A 15,832-nucleotide genomic window follows, 5' to 3' on the forward strand; every position below is an offset into this window, starting at 1 on the left:
CCGAGTGGTGCGCGCGGGGGCCTACTCCGGGGGACGGGAGTAGCGCTCCACGGTGGCCTTGGACGTCGACGTGTCGAGCAGCCGCAGTTCCCACGGCCCGGTGTTCACGTCGAAGTCCTTGCCGAAGCCGACCCACTTGCCTGCCATCCGGCGCCCGGTCGGCTCGATCAGCATCTGAATTGCCCCGTGGTAGCGGGCGCCCCGGTAGTAGCCGTCGCCGGCGGTCTGCTCGATCCAGGACCCGGTGACGATGTTCCGGTCCGCCGTGAGGTCGAGGTGCAGAGGGCTGCCGGGGTTGCTGGACGCGCCGGGCAGGGACTCGGCCGTGAGGCGGTTGCCCCGGTGCACGACGAGGACGTGGTGCTTGCCCTCGTACGCGGCGTCTCGGCCCGAGGAGTAGAACTCGTAGCGGCTCAGCCAGATCCCCGAGTACGTCACCGCCTGAGCCTCCGGCGCCGTCTCAGGGGTGCCGGACGCCTCCGCGACACCGGACGCCGCGGCGTCCATGTCGTGACCTCCGGTGCCGTCCTCGTGAACGCGGGCGGCAGGTACCGCGAGCGCGAACCCGAGGGCCTCGATGGGGCGGCCCGTGAACCGCTGAAGCGCGCGGGCGTACAGCGGGCGGCAGGTGCGGGTCTGGCCCGACTCCCATCGTTGTACGAGGCGCTTGGACGCGTCGTTGGGTTCACCGAGTTCCTTGCCGGTCTTGCGGAGTCCGTTCGCGAACTCGTCCTGCGAGAGCTGCATGCCGATACGCACGGCACGCAGAACGTCGTTCGTCTGAACCTGTGCTGTGGTGGTCATGGTCCGAGGCTAGCCCCGCGCCCCGACCCAATGACACCGGTTTGACGCCTTCGCGTGACGCCGACATACCGCCCCTCGGACGCCAGGTGTGTCGTCGCGATGGTCACCCCGCGTCCAGGACATTGAAGGCATGTCCATCCGCATCAGCGTGTACACGGTGAGAGCCGACGGCAGCCAGTCCGCCTTACGGACCCTGTACGAGGGCGAGGGCTCCGACGAGCCGGTGGCGACCAGCGTGTTGCCGCCGTGCTCGTGCCCCGACTGCCGCCGACGCGGAGGACGCTTATCAGGCACCACCACGAATCCCCCATCGCGTGGAGGCACACCGGCATGAGCACCGTCGTGAAGATCCGCACCCCGACGACGTTCGTCCCCCAGGACGTGTGGGCGCGACAAGTAGCACTGATCATGCGGGGCACCGAGATCAGTCGGGAAAGGGCAGAGCGCATCTTCGGCCAGACAATCGCCTACTTCGTGACCGCCGGAGAGAACCCCGACCTCCTCGTCGGCCCGTCCGTCGAGGTCGACAAGGGCGTTCACTCGTTCATGCTCGACACCATCCCGTATCACCAGTTCACCTACGGGCACTTCGACCGGTACATCCACCACGTCCCCGAACTCCCCGACACGGGCGACGGCGGCGCAGAGACCCGGCCGATGGTCCTGGAGCAGACCGTCAAGGCCATCGGGGCCGCGGGCTTCGCCGTCGACGCGGAATTGTGGAACATGGGCACCAAGTGCACCCAATGCCACGCTGGGTGCACCGACTCACCCAACGCCGGCAAGGGCAAGTAGGCAGCAATACGCGAGAGTTGTGGCCCTCCCCGCTACATTCGGGACGGGCCACTTCCCCGGGTGAAAGGAGCCATCCGCATGTCGCTCGCCGAGACCTGGGACCGCTTCGCCAAGGAGCGCACACCGCGCCGTGCGGTGAACTCCCGGGGCCGGTCGACGTGGCTCAACTGGACCCAGTACCCGGACCACGGCCCCGACGAGGGCGTGCTCGGTACGCCGCTAGCGGGCCTGAAGGTGTTGGAGCTGGGCTCCGGGAACGGCGACAACCTCGCCCACCTGGCCACGCTCGGCGCCACCTGCACGGGCGTGGACGTCGCCCCGAGCCGCGAGGCCGCCGCGCGCGAGCGCTGGGGGCACCTGCCGGGCCTGAACTTCCGCACGGCCGAAGCCGTCGACTACCTGACCACCGAGGCCGCCACGTTCGATGTGGTGCTGTCCATCTTCGGCGCAGTCTGGTTCGTGGACCCTGACGAACTGCTGCCCCTCGTACGCGCCTGCATGAACAAGAGCGGCACCTTTGCGTTCTCCCACCTCCCGGCAGGCAGCCAGGTACTCAAGCCGGGCAAGGCCGGTATGCGCCACGACCGCACACCCGACGAGTGGACCAAGCTCCTGCACCGCCACGGATTCACCGACGTCCGCGCCAAGGTCATCGAACCGCCGGCGGTTCAGAGCGCAGCAACGATGCTGATCCGGGCAACGGCGTAGCCGTGTCGGGGAAGTGCCGCCCGTGCTTCGCCACAGCGGACCGCACCTCGGCGTAAATCTTGAGTTCGAGATGGGTGACCGTAAGGCCCACGCATCCGCGATACGCCACTACTACTGGGCCGTGGCCCCTGACGAAAGGCGGCCCGCCGAATCCATGGCGGAAGTCCGCAACCACCTCGCGGACGTCATCGACCACGCCCAAGGAAGAAGCCGCCCTGGTGGACATCGACGAATACCGTCAGCTGCGGCACCTCGCCGAACAGAGCGAGGACGCCTGGCTGGGCCGGCTCGCCGACGCCGCTGAGGCCGAGGGCACCGCAGGCTCGGTCTCCCTGGAGGAAATGGCCGCCCAACTCCACACCCACCACGCCTGACCGCAATGGGCCATGTCACGCGACCGCAGGCTCGCCGAACTCCAGAAGGCAATGGACAGCGGCGACTACCGCGCCGTCTACACCATCGAGGACGGCGAGCTGATCCTCTGGGTACTCACCGTCGCCAACCGCCGCGACGTCTACCGCAACCTGTAGGCGCACCCGCCCCACCACGGGACCACGTCTCACGACGGACCGGTGGATGGTCGATCCCTCCGACATGGTGATCGGGCTCCCCCCAGAATTGGTCTCTAGAATCATCGCGTCAATGCCGTGGAGGCCCTGCTCGCAGCGTGTGCACAGGAGAAGCCTGAGCTGCGCCCCACCAGGTCAGCGGGGGAAGGTGCCTGGTACGAGAGCACCAAGGCCGAGCGCCACGAATATTGTGAGGCAACGTGCTGAAGCAGAAGTGCCTAGGCATCGCGGAGCTGACATCAGCGGCCGGCACCAGCAAAGCTGGATCACTTCCTACGGACGATCTCTGCCATGAGCGCGACTGCCAGGCATGCCACTCCAGCAGCCATCGAGCCGAAGAAGATCCCTTCGAAGAGCACGCTGTTCGCGCCCTCAACCGTGCCGTCCGCATGCGCGCACGACTTCTCGAAGGGGACGCCGGCCGTGCGGAGATCTTCGCAGTGACTCTCCAGGTCCTCGTTGAGCACACTCGCATTGACCCAGGACAGTGCCCACAGCAGGAAAGCGATCCCGGCGAAGGCGCAAACAGCTCCCCACAACCGGTTCAGCTGGGCATCACGTATGCCGGTGCTCGTCACGCGGCGGAGCGTACCGCGCGGGCCGCGGCAGCACGCTCAAGAAGATGCCAGGTGCCCGGCCCGCACCGCGCCGGGCACCCGCACGGCATGCTCGGCGCTAGAGCTGCCGGAAGTAGACAGCCACCGGGTTCGCCGTGCACCCGAGTTGCTCGTACAGCTCCCTGGCAGGTGCGTGGAAGGTGTCTCCGCCGGTGGCGATCTCGACGATCTCCGCTCCGAGCAGGCGCATCCGCTCGAAGGCGTGCTCGCACAGGGCCGCGCCCACGTGGTGGCGGCGGTGCTGGTGGGCGACCGCGAGGAGCGCGACTTCGCCGTGCTGGCGGTCCGGGTCGACGGCCCACGCCACATAGCCCGCGATCCCGCCCGCCACCTCGGCGACATCGACGTACGCGTGACGCTCGGGGGCGTGGAGTTCTGCCACCTGCCGTCGGTAGTCGTCGCGCCAACTGCCGTGCTGGACGGTGAAGATGACCTCGCCCATCAAGGGGCGGAAGACGTCCTCGAAGAACGGCCGGAACGTGTCGATGGTCAGGTCGGTGAGCGGTGCCAGGTCGTCGTGGGCGAACGCGCGAATACGCATGGAGGCGTGCCTTTCGTACATCAGCGGCGGGCCGTTGTACGCCGACGGCCTGATCACGCAGGGGCCCCGCCTATCGCCTCAGCGACCCCACCGTCCTCAGCAGCCGGTCCGCCCGCTCCCGCAGCTCCGGATGCGCGAGCACCGTGTTGCGCAGGCCGCGGACCGGGCGGCGCCAGAGGCGGTGGGCGGCCGCGGCCGGGTGGGGGCGGGTCGCGAAGCCCTCCGCGACCCGGAGTTCGCGGGTCTTGAGCCAGTCCTTGTACTCCTTCTCGCCGCGACCCCAGTCAAGGAGCCGGATGCCCTGGCGGCCCGCGGCCTCGACCATCCGCAGATGCATGAGGAGGCCGGGCGAGTAGTAGCTGAACTCCGGGTCGTACGCGGTGAACCAGGCCGCGAAGACCGTCCTGGACGTCGGCCCGAAGTGGGCCGCGACCGGGCGGTCGCCCGCGTAGACGACCGAGAGGGTGCCGGTGAAGTGGGGCTCGCGGACCTGGAAGAGGTGGTTCGTCAGGTCCACGATCCACGGGCGGGCGAAGCGGTCCATGCGGCCGGTGCGGCGGTACTGGGCCGACTTCCACCGCATCAGCTGGCGCAGCACCTCGGGGTCGCGCTCGTCGTGGACGAACCGCATCTCCCCCACATTGCGGCTCAGCCGGCGTTCCTTCTTGAGCGTCGTCTTGGCCTGGCCGGGGTACGTCGCCTTCAGCCACTCCTCGTACGTCTCGTGGCTGCCGTCCTTCAGGTCGAGGACGGGTGAGGCGAAGGTTCCGGTGACGTAGCGACCGAAGGGCTTCTGCTCCTCGACGAGGTGGTCGAACTCGAAGACCGAAAGCCCGCAGGCGCGCAGGAGTTGGCGCGTGTCCCAGGTGACTCCGGGCCGGTGCACGAGGGCCTGGCAGTCGGACAGGCCCATGCCGATGGCGCGGCCGATGCCCCCGGGCCCCTTCTCGTACGGGAAGAAGCCGACGGCTTCGGCGCCTTCGCGCAGTACCGCCACGTGCGCGCCGCCCTTGAACCTGGCGACCCCCTCCGCGAACTCCGGTGCCAGGAACGGGTTTTGATAGTCCGGAGAGTGCTCCATCGTTTCGTGCCAGGCCGTACGCAGGGACGCGCTGAGCTCGTTGGCTCTGTACGTGGTGATGTTCAACGTCGGTTCGACCGCCCTTCGCCGCGGGCGCATGGGCCGGCGCTCGGACCGGTAACCGGACAGGTGCATTGATACGCGAGCATGCAGCTCATGGGCCCCCCTCTTCCCCCATGGGGCTCAAAGGTCGCGAAACAGTACGCACGCTGTCAAGAGCCCTTCGGGCCCTACGAGTTGATCCGTACGTGAACGTGCATGTCGTGCCAGCCGTCCGTGTGCAGCGCGGAGCTGCGGCGGGTGCCCTCCAGCGGGTAGCCCGCCTTGAGCGCCACGCGGCACGAGGGTTCGTTGCCGGTGGAGTGCTGGAGGTCGAGGCGGTGGAAGCCGACGCCCGCGGCCCAGTCGGTGAGCGCGGCCACGGCCCTGGTGGCCACGCCCTCTCCGCGGGCCTGCGGCAGTACCCAGTAGGCGAGTTCGGCGCAGCCGTCCAGGAGGTTCATGTCCTTGAGCGCGATCCGGCCGAGCGGCTCCCCGTCGGCGGCCCGCCCCACGATCCACTGGCCCGCGGCCTCGTTCTGCCAGTTCGCGCGCGCGACCGTGAGCCAGTCGCGCGCCTCGCCGTCGGACTCCATGCTGCGCGCGTGCCAGCGCCGGATGTCCGGGTCGGCGAAGGCCGCGCGCACGGTCGGTACGTCGGTCAACTCGAAGGGGCGCAGGCTCAGTTCGCCGTCCTGTGTACGCAGGGTCGGCTGCGGCGTGGACGACAGGGATCCGGGCTCGATCGCGGGTTTGATCTCCAACGGCATGGTTCGCATCATGCCGGTGGCCGAGGCCGCGGCGCAGCCGGATTTCGGTGACCCGGTGCACCCCTTCTTTACGCGTGTTGCAACATGTGCACGACTGTTGCGCACCACCTGCTACCGTCACCCATAGAACCTGTTGGAACGAAAGGACCGGATCACCATGCAGCCGCCACCCCGCGCGGACGCGCTCTGCCTCGGCGAGACGATGGCGCAGGTCACCCCCGCCGACGGCGAGGGGCTCGAGCGGAGCCGGGAGCTGCGGCTCGCGGTCGCCGGAGCCGAGTCGACCGTGGCGCAGTACCTCGCGGACCTCGGGCACGAGTCCGCCTGGGTGAGCCGGGTCGGGGACGATCCGTTCGGGCGGCGGATCGTCGCGGCGGTCGCCTCGCGCGGCGTCCGCGTGGACCGGGTGCTGGTCGATCCGGCCGCCCCCACCGGCGTGTACTTCAAGGATCCGGGTCCCGACGGCACGCGCGTGCACTACTACCGGGCGGGCTCGGCCGCGTCCCGGATGACACCGGCCGACGCGGACCGTGTCGACCTGACGGGCGTACGGCTGCTGCACCTCACCGGGATCACCCCGGCCCTGTCGGAAGGCTGCGCCGAGCTCGTGGACACCCTCATGAAGCGGGCGGCGGACGCCGGGACGCGGATGTCGTTCGACGTCAACTACCGCCCAGCGCTATGGAGTTCACGCGAATCGGCGGCTGACGCCCTGCTCGCTCTCGCCCGCCGCGCCGACGTCGTACTCGTCGGGCGCGACGAGGCCGAGACGTTGTGGGGCACCATCACCGCCGAGGACGTACGGGAACACCTCGCGCCGCGCGGCACGCTCGTGGTCAAGGACGGGGACGTGGGGGCCACCGAATTCACCGACGCCGGGAGCGAGTTCGTGGCGGCGCCCATCGTCGACGTCGTCGAGGCCGTCGGTGCCGGTGACGCCTTCGCCGCCGGATATCTGAGCGGACTGCTGGGCGGAGCCGCTCCGGCCGAGCGGCTCGCGCTCGGGCACCGGCTCGCCGGGCGGACGCTGCGCAGCATCGAGGACTACGTGCCCGCCACCGCCGGCTCCGCCCCGCTCGGCGAAGGGCGCTGATCCCATGTCGCAGACCGTCCGTCGCGCCATCGACATTCTTGAGTTCGTCGCCCGCCGTCCTCGCACCCAGACCGAGGTCGGCCAGCACCTCGGCGTGCACCGCTCGACCGCGCTGCGCATCCTGGAGTCCCTGACCGACGGCGGCCTCGCCCGCCGGCTCCCCGACGGCCGGTACGCCGTCGGGCACCGGCTCGCCGGGCTCGCCCACCTCGCCCTGGAACAGTTCGGTCTCAAGGACGTCGCGGACGAACACCTGCGGCTGCTCGGCGAGCACTGCGGGCACACCGTGCACCTCGCCGCCCTGGAGGGCGAGCGGATCGTGTACGTCGACAAGGTCGACCCCGTCGACGGGGTGCGCCTCTACGCGCAGATCGGCCGCCCGGTCACCCTGCACACCGCGGGCGTGGCCAAGGCGATCCTGGCGCATGTCCCGAGGGAGCGGGCCGACGCGCTGCTCGCCGACTGCGACTTCGCGCCGCACACCGGCACGACGGTCACCTCCCCCGCCGCCTACCGCGAGGTCCTCGCCGAGGCCAGGACCCGCGGCTGGGCCGTCGACGACGGCGAGTACGAGGACTTCGTGAACTGCGTCGCCGTACCCGTACGGGACAGCAGCGGCGAGGTCGTCGCCGCCGTTTCCGTGACCGCGCTCAAGGCCAAGGCGGACCTGGGCGCGCTCGAATCCGGCGTGCTGCCAGAACTGATGACCACCGCCGACACGATTTCCAAGGAGCTGGGATGGCGTCCGTAGCCGCAACATTTGATGACCTGTTCGCAGGGGTGCCGGTGATGGCGATCCTGCGTGGCATGCCGGCCGACAAGTCCGTCGAACTCGCCGTACGCGCCTGGGACCTGGGCATCGAGTGCGTCGAGGTGCCCGTGCAGACCGAGGAGGCCGCGCGGGTGCTCGGCGCCGTCGTCGCCGCCGGTGCCGAGCGCGGCAAGCCGGTCGGCGCGGGGACGGTCACCACGGCCGAGCGGCTCGGGTGGGCGGTGGACGCGGGCGCCGCGTTCACGGTGGCCCCTGGGTTGGACGTGGAGGTGGCGCGGGCGAGCGTCGCGGTGGGGCTGCCGCACTTGCCGGGTGTCGCCACGGCCACGGATGTGCAGGCCGCGCGGGCGATCGGGCTCACGTGGCTGAAGGCGTTTCCGGCGAGTGTGCTCGGGGTGGACTGGTTCCGGGCGATGCGGGGGCCGTTCCCGGAGGTGCCGTTCGTTGCCACGGGGGGGATGGAGGCGGGGAACGCGTCCGCTTATCTGGCGGCGGGGGCCAAGGTCGTCGCCGTTGGTTCGGCCCTGGAAGATCCGGCGCAACTGTCCTTGCTGGCCGAGATGTTGCGCCCCACCGGGTGAACGCCTCGGGGCTCCGCCCCGGACCCCGCTGCTCAATCGCCGCAGGGGCTAGAAATACCGACCACCGCGGAGCTAGAAGGGCCAGGCGCTGGCGGGGGCTAGGGAGACCAAGCGCCGCCGGAGCTAGAAAGACCAGCGCCGGCGGAGCTAGAAAGTCCAGCGCCGCAGGGGCTAGAAAGACGAAGCGGCGGCGGGGATTGGTCTGTCAAGCCTCGCCGGCGTTTGAGGCGCGGGGTCCGGGGCGGAGCCCCGTGGCGTCAACCACGGCCTACCTCGTGAGCTCTTCCGGGCACGGCGTCCCGCGAGGCAACTGGTAGGGCGCCGCGAGGCGATACGTTCCCGGTTTCGGGGCCAGAAGCTGCGTCCACGCGTCGCCGGACTCATCCTCCTCCGTCTCGGTCAGGCAGCCGTGCGCGTTCATGTAGCGCTTGGGGAGGGTGTCGTCCGATTCCCTGGCCCGCTTCGACGCCTCGGTCTCCTTGGGCGCGCCCAGGCTCTTGCCCTCGGCGTCGACGACCGACAGCCACGGCGAGTACGGGACGCGGATCAGCACACGGCCCGGCCGGGTCACCTCGATGGTCAGCTCGCCCTGTTCCGCCGCGTCGACGACCGCGTGCGGCTCGGCGAGCGGCGTCGGGTCCGTGACGGCGAACAGCTGCCAGTTGGCGTCGCCCCACACCTGCTTGAGGTACGGCAGGCCGCGCTGCACCAGCTGCCGCTCGCGCTCGGCGCCCTTGCCGTCCGGCTCACCCTTGGGCAGCACCACGTAGTGCACGGCCCAACGCCGCAGCCACTCGAGGTAGTTCGCCGAGTTGAGGGTGTCGTCGTAGAAGAGCGGGTTGCGCTCCATGTCGGCCTGCCGGTTCCAGCCGCGCGCCAGGTTCACGTACGGGGCGAGCGCGGAGGCCTCGCGGTGCGAACGGGCGGGCACCACCTCGACGCGCCCGTGCTCGGCCCTGACCTCCTGCAACTCATTGACCAGCGGCGCCAGTTCACGGGCCCAGGAGGCGGCGGGCGTCGTGCGTACGACATCGTCGACCGACTTGAAGCCGATCCACCCGTTGAAGGCGACGAACGCGAACACGATGACGTACCACTTGCGCGAACGCGGCACCGTGAACGGCAGCGCCGCGAGCAGCGCGACGCCCGCGAACAGCATCGGGAGCCGGGTGATGTTGGAGCCGATCTGCGAACTGATCAGCCACACCAGGAGCACGGACAGGGTGTAGACAGCGGCCGTGATCCGGACCGTCACCCACCCCTTGGGCACGAGCACGCACGCGAGGACGCCGTACACCATCGGCAGCAGCGCCGACCAGAACGACATCGGCTGCGTACCGGAGAACGGGAACAGCCACGCCGACAGCACGACGACGGCGGTGGGCGCGAGCCCGAGCGCGTACGCACCGGGGCGCCGCTTCTGCAGGAACAGTGCCACCGCGACGAGTCCGACGAAGAGCCCCGCCACCGGCGAGCAGGCCGTCGCGATGCCCGCGAGCGGCGCCGCCACGGCGGCCTTCGCCCAGCGCTTGTAGCGCCAGCGGTACGGCCAGCAGAACACCGCGGCCGTCGCCGCGAGGCCGAACATCATGCCGAGGCCGAACGTGACGCGACCCGACGCGGCGTTGCACAGCAGCGCGAAGACGCCGGCGAGGGCCGGCCACAGCGGCTTCGCGACGACCCGCGTACGGATCAGGATCATGGTCAGCAGCGTCGCCGAGAGCGTGCCCGCGCCCATCATCGTCGTGCGCACGCCGAACACCGACATCAGATACGGCGAGACCACGCTGTACGAGACCGGGTGCATGCCGCCGTACCAGGCGAGGTTGTACGCGGAGTCGGGGTGCCGGCCGACGAACTCGGCCCAGGCGTCCTGCGCCGCGAGGTCCCCGCCACTGTTCGCGAACGTGAAGAACCAGATGAGATGGAGGAGTGCGGCGATCACTGTGGCGAGGGTGACGGGATGCCGCGCGAAACGCTTCAGACGCGTGCTGACGTCCGGCTCACCAGTGGACCCGGTGGACCCGGTGGCCTCTGCGACCTCTGTGGCCTCACCGGGCCCCGCCGGCTGCTCGGGAAGTCGTATCCGGGGGTGGTCCCCGCCCGATCCGGGCTTCGCGTCATCGGCGCCGGCGCGCGTCGGCCTCGCTGTGGCCACTCCCTACACTCCCGTTTACCCGTGTGCCGTTGTGAATGAACGGGTGGGCGTCCCCCGCCTGTCCCGGTCTCGCGACGCTAGCACGGCGCCCGCGGACGGGCGCCGTGGGAGGCCGACGGGTATCGGCCTCCCACGAACGGGGCCGGGCGTCAGCCGACGCGGGTCAGCTTCGCGCCGAAGCCGGGCTCGGTGAGGCTCTTCTGCAGGGCCACCGGCACCTCCACGGCGCCGCCTTCACCGTCGCCGACCTCCAGCACGCCGACGGTGTCCCCCGCCTTGCCCGTGTGCGGCACGGACGTGCCGTCCTCCTCGGCGAGTTGCAGGTGCACGGTCTTGCCGGCCCAGCCGACGGCCTTGACGTCCTTCGTGACCGTGACGGGCGTCCGCCCGCCGAGCTGGTCGTCGACATAGCCGACGACATCGCCCTTCTTCAGGACCGTCGACGAGGTGACCGCGTCCTGGGCGGCGAGCATCGCGGTCTTGCTGACCGCGTTGACCGTGTCGATGATCGGTGCCCTGTGCTGGCCGAGGATCGCGCCGACGACTGTGACGGTCGAGCCGCCCGCGTCCTTGGTGGCGGCGAAGAGCAGGTTGCCGCCGGCCTTGGTCGTCGTACCGGTCTTGATGCCGATGGCGCCGTCGTAGGGCACCAGGCGGTTGTAGTTGGTCCACTTCTTGCCGGACGGGTCGGTCCAGGTGGGCAACTTGGTGATGTCGGTCAGCGCGGGAATCTGCACCAGCTCGTTGCCGAGCTTCACCTGGTCCTGCGCGGTGGAGACGGTCGTCTCCTTCAGCCCGGAGGGGTCGGTGTAGGTGGTGTTCTTCATGCCGAGCTTCTTCGCGGTGGCGTTCATCTTCTTGACGAACGCCTCCTCGGAACCGGCGTCCCAACGGGCCAGCAGACGCGCGATGTTGTTCGCGGACGGGATCATGACCGCCGCGAGCGCGTCCTTCTGGGAGATCTTGTCGCCCTCCTTGACGGTGTTGAGCGTCGACTCGTTCTGCCCGTCGGCGTCGTAGCCGCCCTCCTTCTCGGCGGTGGCGTCAACAGTGATCGACGCCCCGTCCGCGCCCGCCTTGAGCGGATGATCCTTGAGCACGATGTACGCGGTCATGGACTTGGCGACCGAACCGATCGGCACGGGCGTCTGCTTGCCGAAGTTGTCCATCGTGCCGATGCCCTGGACGTCCATCCAACCCTGGCCCTCGCCCGGCCACGGCAGGGACGCCTTCTCGCCGTCGAAGCTGTACGTGGCGTCAGTGGTCAGCGACAGGGACGGCGTCGGCAGCGGACGGACGGCCTGAATGACCCCGAACACGATGACCAGCAGGATGACGAGCGGCGTCCACACCTTGACCCGGCGCACCGCGGTACGGACGCGGGTCTCGGCGGGCGGCGGGGTGTTGGTCAGCTCGGCGAGCAGGTCGAGCGGGGGCTTCGGCGGCAGCGGCTGCTGCGTGGTCCGCTCGGCCGGCTCGACCGTGGGCTCCGCCTCGGGCGGCAACTCCTTGCCCGTGGCGCCCTCATCGAGCCCCTTGAGCGGCACGAACTTACTGCTCTTGGCGGTCCCTGCCGCCTTGAGCGTGGTGGTCGGCTGATCCACGGGCCGCGAAACGGCCTTGAAGACAGCGGTCCCCTGATCAACCCCCCGCCCAGCCACGGCGTCCGACTCGCCATCGCCCTTGCCGCCCGACGTACCACCGGCGTTGCCGCCCGACGTGCCACCGGCGCTGGCGTCCGACTTGCCACCGGCGCTGGCGCCCGACGTGCCACCGGCGCTGGCGCCCGACGTGCCACCGGCGCTGGCGCCCGGCTGCGCGCCGGCCTTGGCGCCCGGCCGCGAGTCGGCGTTGGCGCCGGCCTTTGCGCCCGGCTGCACGTCGGCCTTGGCGCCCGACTTGGCACCAGATTTGCCGTCCGCCTTCGCGGCGGGCTTGCCGTCACCGGGGGCGTCACCCTTGGCGGTCGGCTGCACGTCGGCCTTGCCGCCGCCCTCAGCGGCGGACACACCGTCAGCCGTCGCGGCGGGCTCACCGTCAGCGTCACCCTCGACGGTCGCCTGCGCGTCCGCCTGGGCACCCGACTTGGCATCCGCCTTGACGGCGGGCTTGCCGTCACCGGGGGCGTCACCCTTGGCGGTCGCCTGCACGTCGGCCTTGCAGCCACCCTCAGCGGCAGGCTTGCCGTCGCTCGGGGCATCGGCCCCGACGACCGACTCCGCGGCAGGCTCAGCGTCGGCGTCGCCCTCGGCGGTCACCTGCGCGTCCACCTCGGCACCCGACTTGGCATCCGCCTTGACGGCGGGCTCACCGCCACCGACGGCGTCACCCTTAGCGGTCGGCTGCACGTCGGCCTTGGCGTCGCCCTCAGCGGCGGGCTCACCGTCGCCATGAGCATCAGCCTCAACGGCCGACTCGGCACCTGCCTCGCCGCCCGCCTCCGCAGCGGGCTTGCCGTCGCTCGGGACATCGCCCTTGGCGACCGGCTTGCCGTCGCTCGGGGCATCGGCCTCGCCGGCCGCCTTGGCGGCGGGCTCACCGTCAGCGTCGCCCTCAGCGGCCGGCTCCCCGTCACCGTGGGCATCCGCCGTGACCGCCGACTCGGCACCGGACTTGCCGTCACCATCGGCATCGCCGTCGGCATCCGGCTTGGCGTCGGCCGTCGCGGCCAGCGCACCGCTGCCTTGCACATCCGCCTCGGCATCCGAGTCGGCGTCCGCGGCAGCGGCATCGCTCACCGGATCCGCCACCCCGTCACCGTTTGGATTTGCGACTGCAGACGGCTCCGTGGAGCCCTCGCCGCCTGACACCCAGGCCGCCACGGCCGCCCGCAGACGCTCGTCGCCGGCGTCCTGCGATGCCGGCGTCGCGTCCGGATCCGGATCCGGGTCCTCGCCGGAGGCGCCCGCGTCGCGGACCGAGAACACCGCCGTCTCCTGGTCCACGCTCCGCGACACCGCGAGACGCGGATCCTCCGGAGCCGGACCTCCCGACGCCTTGTGCTCTCCCGACTTGTCGGGGGTCCCCGCCACCGATGCCTCCTCGACCGAATGAACCACTCAACCACTTGTCGCCGGACAGACCAGCCCTGTCCGAACCATGTACCAGTGTCCTGTGTGGGGGCTTAACCCACGTGGTAGACGAGAACGACATACCTACAGGTTCCCGTCCAAACCCCTCACGCACTCTCGACAGACCAATGTGAGAGGGGTCACCCTGTCATTCATCCACGCGGGGAGGCATGGATGGGCAGGAGCCGCAGAACAATTCCGGAGGAGCTTCTGCTGCTCGCTCTGGACCCGGCCACGGGTACCACAGCGCAGCCGCAGTCGCTCGACCTAGGTCTGGCCGGAGCACAGCTAGTAGAGCTGGCGCTGGCCGGACGGATAGCCCCAGACGGGGATCGTATCGCCGTGGTGGCACCACGGCCGACCGGAGATCCGACACTGGACTGCGCGTTGGAGTTGCTGCGAAGGCGTGGCGCTCCCGTGCGGGCCGTTAACTGGATTGGCGGGCCGCGTCTCGGGCTGCGCCAGACCTACCTCTCGCATCTGGAGCGGTGCGGCATGGTGCATGCCGTGGCCGGACAGATGTGCGGGGTGCTGCCGACGACTCGCTACCAAGCGACGGAGTCGGCGGTCAGCCGGGAGATCAGGGCCCGGCTGGACAGCGCGATCCGCACCGGGGTCCCACCGGACCCACGGACCGCGGCGCTCGCCGCACTGGCCCATGCGGTCGGACTCGGCAAGCACCTGTATCCGGGCAACGAGGGCAGGTCCTCGCGCTCCCGGCTGCGGGACCTGATCAGGCACGACCCGATGGGCGGCCTCGTGGCGCACGCCGTGATGGACGTCCAGAACGGTGTGGCGGTACAGCCACGCCGCTCACCGGCCCCCTCGGCGGGTCGGGGTGCACCGGAGCCCGCACGCGGCGTTCCGATGCAGCCACGCCGCGGCTCCATGGCTCGCGCCGTGGCGCACTAGGCGAACCGCACCACCAGCACCACCCTTGGCACCACCCGTAGCACCACAGCGCCGCACCGTAGTCCCCAAGAACCGGTCCGGGAGCCGCTGTACCGCGCGGGGTGATGCGCCGGGCGTGAGGACGACGCCCCGGCACATCACCCCGCGCGGTCGCGTTTGCGCTGCGTAGGAGGCACGTGCAACCCGCATGTGCGTCCCGTGCACATCCGCCGTTTCCCAGCGCAGGGCCGCCTCGGGGTGGCAATCTGCTGAGCAATAGACACGCAACGTATGCAGATCAGAGAAATGCACGTAGCCGGAGGTGCACGTCCGTGGCGTCCAACGTCAATCCCACCGTCAGGCGACGCCGGTTGGGCCAGGAGCTGCGCCGGCTCCGCGAACTCAAAGGCATGACCGCCGAAGAGGTCGCCGAGCGCCTGCTGGTGTCCCAGTCGAAGATCAGCCGCCTGGAGAACGGGCGGCGCAGCATCAGCCAGCGCGACGTACGCGACCTGTGCGGGGTGTACGAGGTCGAGGACCACCGGGTCATCGACTCGCTGATGCAAATGGCCAAGGATTCGCGCCAGCAAGGCTGGTGGCACTCCTTCGGCGACATTCCGTACAGCGTCTACATCGGTCTGGAGACCGACGCGGCGTCGCTGCGCGTGTACGAGTCGCAGTGCATCCCCGGACTGCTGCAGACCCGCGGCTACGCGGAGGCGCTGATCCAGGGCGCGATGCCCGAGGCCTCGCTCACGGACGTCGAGAAGCGCGTGCAAGTCCGTATCCGCCGCCAGGAGCGGATCAACGACGAGGCGAACGAGCTGCGCCTGTGGGTGGTCCTGGACGAGGCGGCGCTGCGCCGTACCGTCGGCGGGTCCGCGGTCATGCGCGAGCAGCTGGAGCACCTCGCGGAGGTGTCCGGGCTCCCCCATGTCACCGTGCAGGTACTGCCCTTCGAGATGGGCGCGCATCCGGGGATCACGGGGCAGTACGCGATTCTGGAGTTCCCCGACGCGGCGGACTCCAGCGTCGTCTACATCGAGGGCGTCACCAGCGACCTCTATCTGGAGAAGACGCAGGACGTGCAGAAGTACAGCGTCATGTACGAGCACCTGCGCGCCCAGGCGCTGAACGTGGAACAGTCCCGACAGTTCATCCTGGAAGCCGCGAAGCGGCACACGCGCTGAGGGCCAACTCGCTCAACTCGCGTAACGGACCGCTGAGTTCAGGCCCTTGATCCAGGCCCCGCCCGTGGGAAGGTGCCGCACGGTACACCTTTCCCACGGGCTCATGGAAGACCCCTCTGGAATATGCCATCCGGTCGAGTGAATGGCCCCAC

Annotated in this window: 15 protein-coding genes and 1 pseudogene; 9 read left to right on the forward strand and 7 right to left on the reverse strand. The window is 70.0% G+C overall.

Annotated elements, in window-relative coordinates; all coding sequences use genetic code 11:
* Positions 1-21 precede the first annotated feature (21 nt).
* Positions 22-804: an XRE family transcriptional regulator gene (locus ACFYWS_RS31030; RefSeq protein ID WP_389281934.1), complete on the reverse strand. Its 783-nt coding sequence runs from the start codon at positions 802-804 to the stop codon at positions 22-24.
* Between the two features lie 330 nt (positions 805-1,134).
* Here ACFYWS_RS31030 and ACFYWS_RS31035 point away from each other — a divergent pair, with 330 nt between their 5' ends.
* From ACFYWS_RS31035 to ACFYWS_RS31050, 4 genes and pseudogenes are all read left to right on the forward strand, one after another.
* Positions 1,135-1,599: a hypothetical protein gene (locus tag ACFYWS_RS31035; protein ID WP_389281936.1), complete on the forward strand. Its 465-nt coding sequence runs from the start codon at positions 1,135-1,137 to the stop codon at positions 1,597-1,599.
* A 78-nt stretch (positions 1,600-1,677) separates the two neighbouring features.
* On the forward strand, positions 1,678-2,307 hold the full coding sequence (locus tag ACFYWS_RS31040; RefSeq protein ID WP_389281938.1) for a class I SAM-dependent methyltransferase: 630 nt from the start codon (positions 1,678-1,680) through the stop codon (positions 2,305-2,307).
* 218 nt (positions 2,308-2,525) lie between these two features.
* Positions 2,526-2,681 (forward strand): hypothetical protein, encoded by a 156-nt coding sequence (locus tag ACFYWS_RS31045; RefSeq protein WP_389281940.1) that lies wholly within the window; start codon positions 2,526-2,528, stop codon positions 2,679-2,681.
* 27 nt (positions 2,682-2,708) lie between these two features.
* Positions 2,709-2,837: pseudogene (locus tag ACFYWS_RS31050) on the forward strand (type II toxin-antitoxin system RelE/ParE family toxin); the annotation flags it as partial.
* 305 nt (positions 2,838-3,142) lie between these two features.
* On the opposite strand, the gene ACFYWS_RS31055 reads toward ACFYWS_RS31050, so the two are convergent.
* From ACFYWS_RS31055 to ACFYWS_RS31070, 4 genes are all read right to left on the reverse strand, one after another.
* Complete coding sequence (locus tag ACFYWS_RS31055; RefSeq protein ID WP_389281942.1) at positions 3,143-3,454, reverse strand: hypothetical protein; 312 nt, start codon at positions 3,452-3,454, stop codon at positions 3,143-3,145.
* A gap of 97 nt (positions 3,455-3,551) precedes the next feature.
* Entirely contained in the window at positions 3,552-4,034 is a 483-nt protein-coding gene (locus ACFYWS_RS31060) for a GNAT family N-acetyltransferase (protein ID WP_389281944.1), read from the reverse strand.
* Positions 4,035-4,104: 70 nt separating this feature from the next.
* Positions 4,105-5,214: a GNAT family N-acetyltransferase gene (locus ACFYWS_RS31065; protein WP_389281946.1), complete on the reverse strand. Its 1,110-nt coding sequence runs from the start codon at positions 5,212-5,214 to the stop codon at positions 4,105-4,107.
* A 131-nt stretch (positions 5,215-5,345) separates the two neighbouring features.
* Complete coding sequence (locus tag ACFYWS_RS31070) at positions 5,346-5,924, reverse strand: GNAT family N-acetyltransferase (RefSeq protein ID WP_389281947.1); 579 nt, start codon at positions 5,922-5,924, stop codon at positions 5,346-5,348.
* Positions 5,925-6,081: 157 nt separating this feature from the next.
* Between ACFYWS_RS31070 and ACFYWS_RS31075 the strand changes: the two genes are divergently transcribed.
* From ACFYWS_RS31075 to ACFYWS_RS31085, 3 genes are read left to right on the forward strand one after another with little or no spacing between them, the layout of a single operon-like run.
* The gene (locus ACFYWS_RS31075) at positions 6,082-7,017 is read left to right on the forward strand and encodes a sugar kinase (RefSeq protein ID WP_389281949.1); all 936 of its coding nucleotides are present in this window, start codon (positions 6,082-6,084) and stop codon (positions 7,015-7,017) included.
* 4 nt (positions 7,018-7,021) lie between these two features.
* Entirely contained in the window at positions 7,022-7,768 is a 747-nt protein-coding gene (locus ACFYWS_RS31080; RefSeq protein ID WP_389281951.1) for an IclR family transcriptional regulator, read from the forward strand.
* Complete coding sequence (locus tag ACFYWS_RS31085) at positions 7,756-8,370, forward strand: bifunctional 4-hydroxy-2-oxoglutarate aldolase/2-dehydro-3-deoxy-phosphogluconate aldolase (protein ID WP_389281952.1); 615 nt, start codon at positions 7,756-7,758, stop codon at positions 8,368-8,370. The genes ACFYWS_RS31080 and ACFYWS_RS31085 overlap by 13 nt, the downstream gene beginning before the upstream one ends.
* A 268-nt stretch (positions 8,371-8,638) precedes the next feature.
* Here the strand turns inward: ACFYWS_RS31085 and ACFYWS_RS31090 are convergent, their stop codons facing one another.
* Positions 8,639-10,528: an MFS transporter gene (locus tag ACFYWS_RS31090; protein ID WP_389281954.1), complete on the reverse strand. Its 1,890-nt coding sequence runs from the start codon at positions 10,526-10,528 to the stop codon at positions 8,639-8,641.
* A 149-nt stretch (positions 10,529-10,677) separates the two neighbouring features.
* Positions 10,678-13,560: a D-alanyl-D-alanine carboxypeptidase gene (locus ACFYWS_RS31095; protein ID WP_389281955.1), complete on the reverse strand. Its 2,883-nt coding sequence runs from the start codon at positions 13,558-13,560 to the stop codon at positions 10,678-10,680.
* Positions 13,561-13,773: 213 nt separating this feature from the next.
* Between ACFYWS_RS31095 and ACFYWS_RS31100 the strand changes: the two genes are divergently transcribed.
* Both ACFYWS_RS31100 and ACFYWS_RS31105 read left to right on the forward strand, forming a co-directional pair.
* Positions 13,774-14,511, forward strand: a complete 738-nt coding sequence (locus ACFYWS_RS31100; protein ID WP_389281957.1) for a GPP34 family phosphoprotein — start codon at positions 13,774-13,776, stop codon at positions 14,509-14,511.
* Between the two features lie 311 nt (positions 14,512-14,822).
* Positions 14,823-15,680: a helix-turn-helix domain-containing protein gene (locus tag ACFYWS_RS31105; RefSeq protein WP_389281959.1), complete on the forward strand. Its 858-nt coding sequence runs from the start codon at positions 14,823-14,825 to the stop codon at positions 15,678-15,680.
* The last annotated feature ends 152 nt before the right edge of the window (positions 15,681-15,832 follow it).

The organism is Streptomyces sp. NPDC002795 (assembly GCF_042888725.1).
Lineage (GTDB): Bacteria > Actinomycetota > Actinomycetes > Streptomycetales > Streptomycetaceae > Streptomyces.

Excerpts from the sequence above, each read along its gene's own strand:
- ACFYWS_RS31075 (WP_389281949.1), top strand. The coding sequence starts at position 6,082 with ATGCAGCCGCCACCCCGCGCGGACGCGCTCTGCCTCGGCGAGACGATG.
- ACFYWS_RS31085 (WP_389281952.1), top strand. The coding sequence starts at position 7,756 with ATGGCGTCCGTAGCCGCAACATTTGATGACCTGTTCGCAGGGGTGCCG.
- ACFYWS_RS31035 (WP_389281936.1), top strand. The coding sequence starts at position 1,135 with ATGAGCACCGTCGTGAAGATCCGCACCCCGACGACGTTCGTCCCCCAG.
- ACFYWS_RS31070 (WP_389281947.1), bottom strand. The coding sequence starts at position 5,924 with ATGCCGTTGGAGATCAAACCCGCGATCGAGCCCGGATCCCTGTCGTCC.
- ACFYWS_RS31065 (WP_389281946.1), bottom strand. The coding sequence starts at position 5,214 with ATGCGCCCGCGGCGAAGGGCGGTCGAACCGACGTTGAACATCACCACG.
- ACFYWS_RS31080 (WP_389281951.1), top strand. The coding sequence starts at position 7,022 with ATGTCGCAGACCGTCCGTCGCGCCATCGACATTCTTGAGTTCGTCGCC.
- ACFYWS_RS31060 (WP_389281944.1), bottom strand. The coding sequence starts at position 4,034 with ATGCGTATTCGCGCGTTCGCCCACGACGACCTGGCACCGCTCACCGAC.
- ACFYWS_RS31040 (WP_389281938.1), top strand. The coding sequence starts at position 1,678 with ATGTCGCTCGCCGAGACCTGGGACCGCTTCGCCAAGGAGCGCACACCG.
- ACFYWS_RS31100 (WP_389281957.1), top strand. The coding sequence starts at position 13,774 with ATGGGCAGGAGCCGCAGAACAATTCCGGAGGAGCTTCTGCTGCTCGCT.
- ACFYWS_RS31030 (WP_389281934.1), bottom strand. The coding sequence starts at position 804 with ATGACCACCACAGCACAGGTTCAGACGAACGACGTTCTGCGTGCCGTG.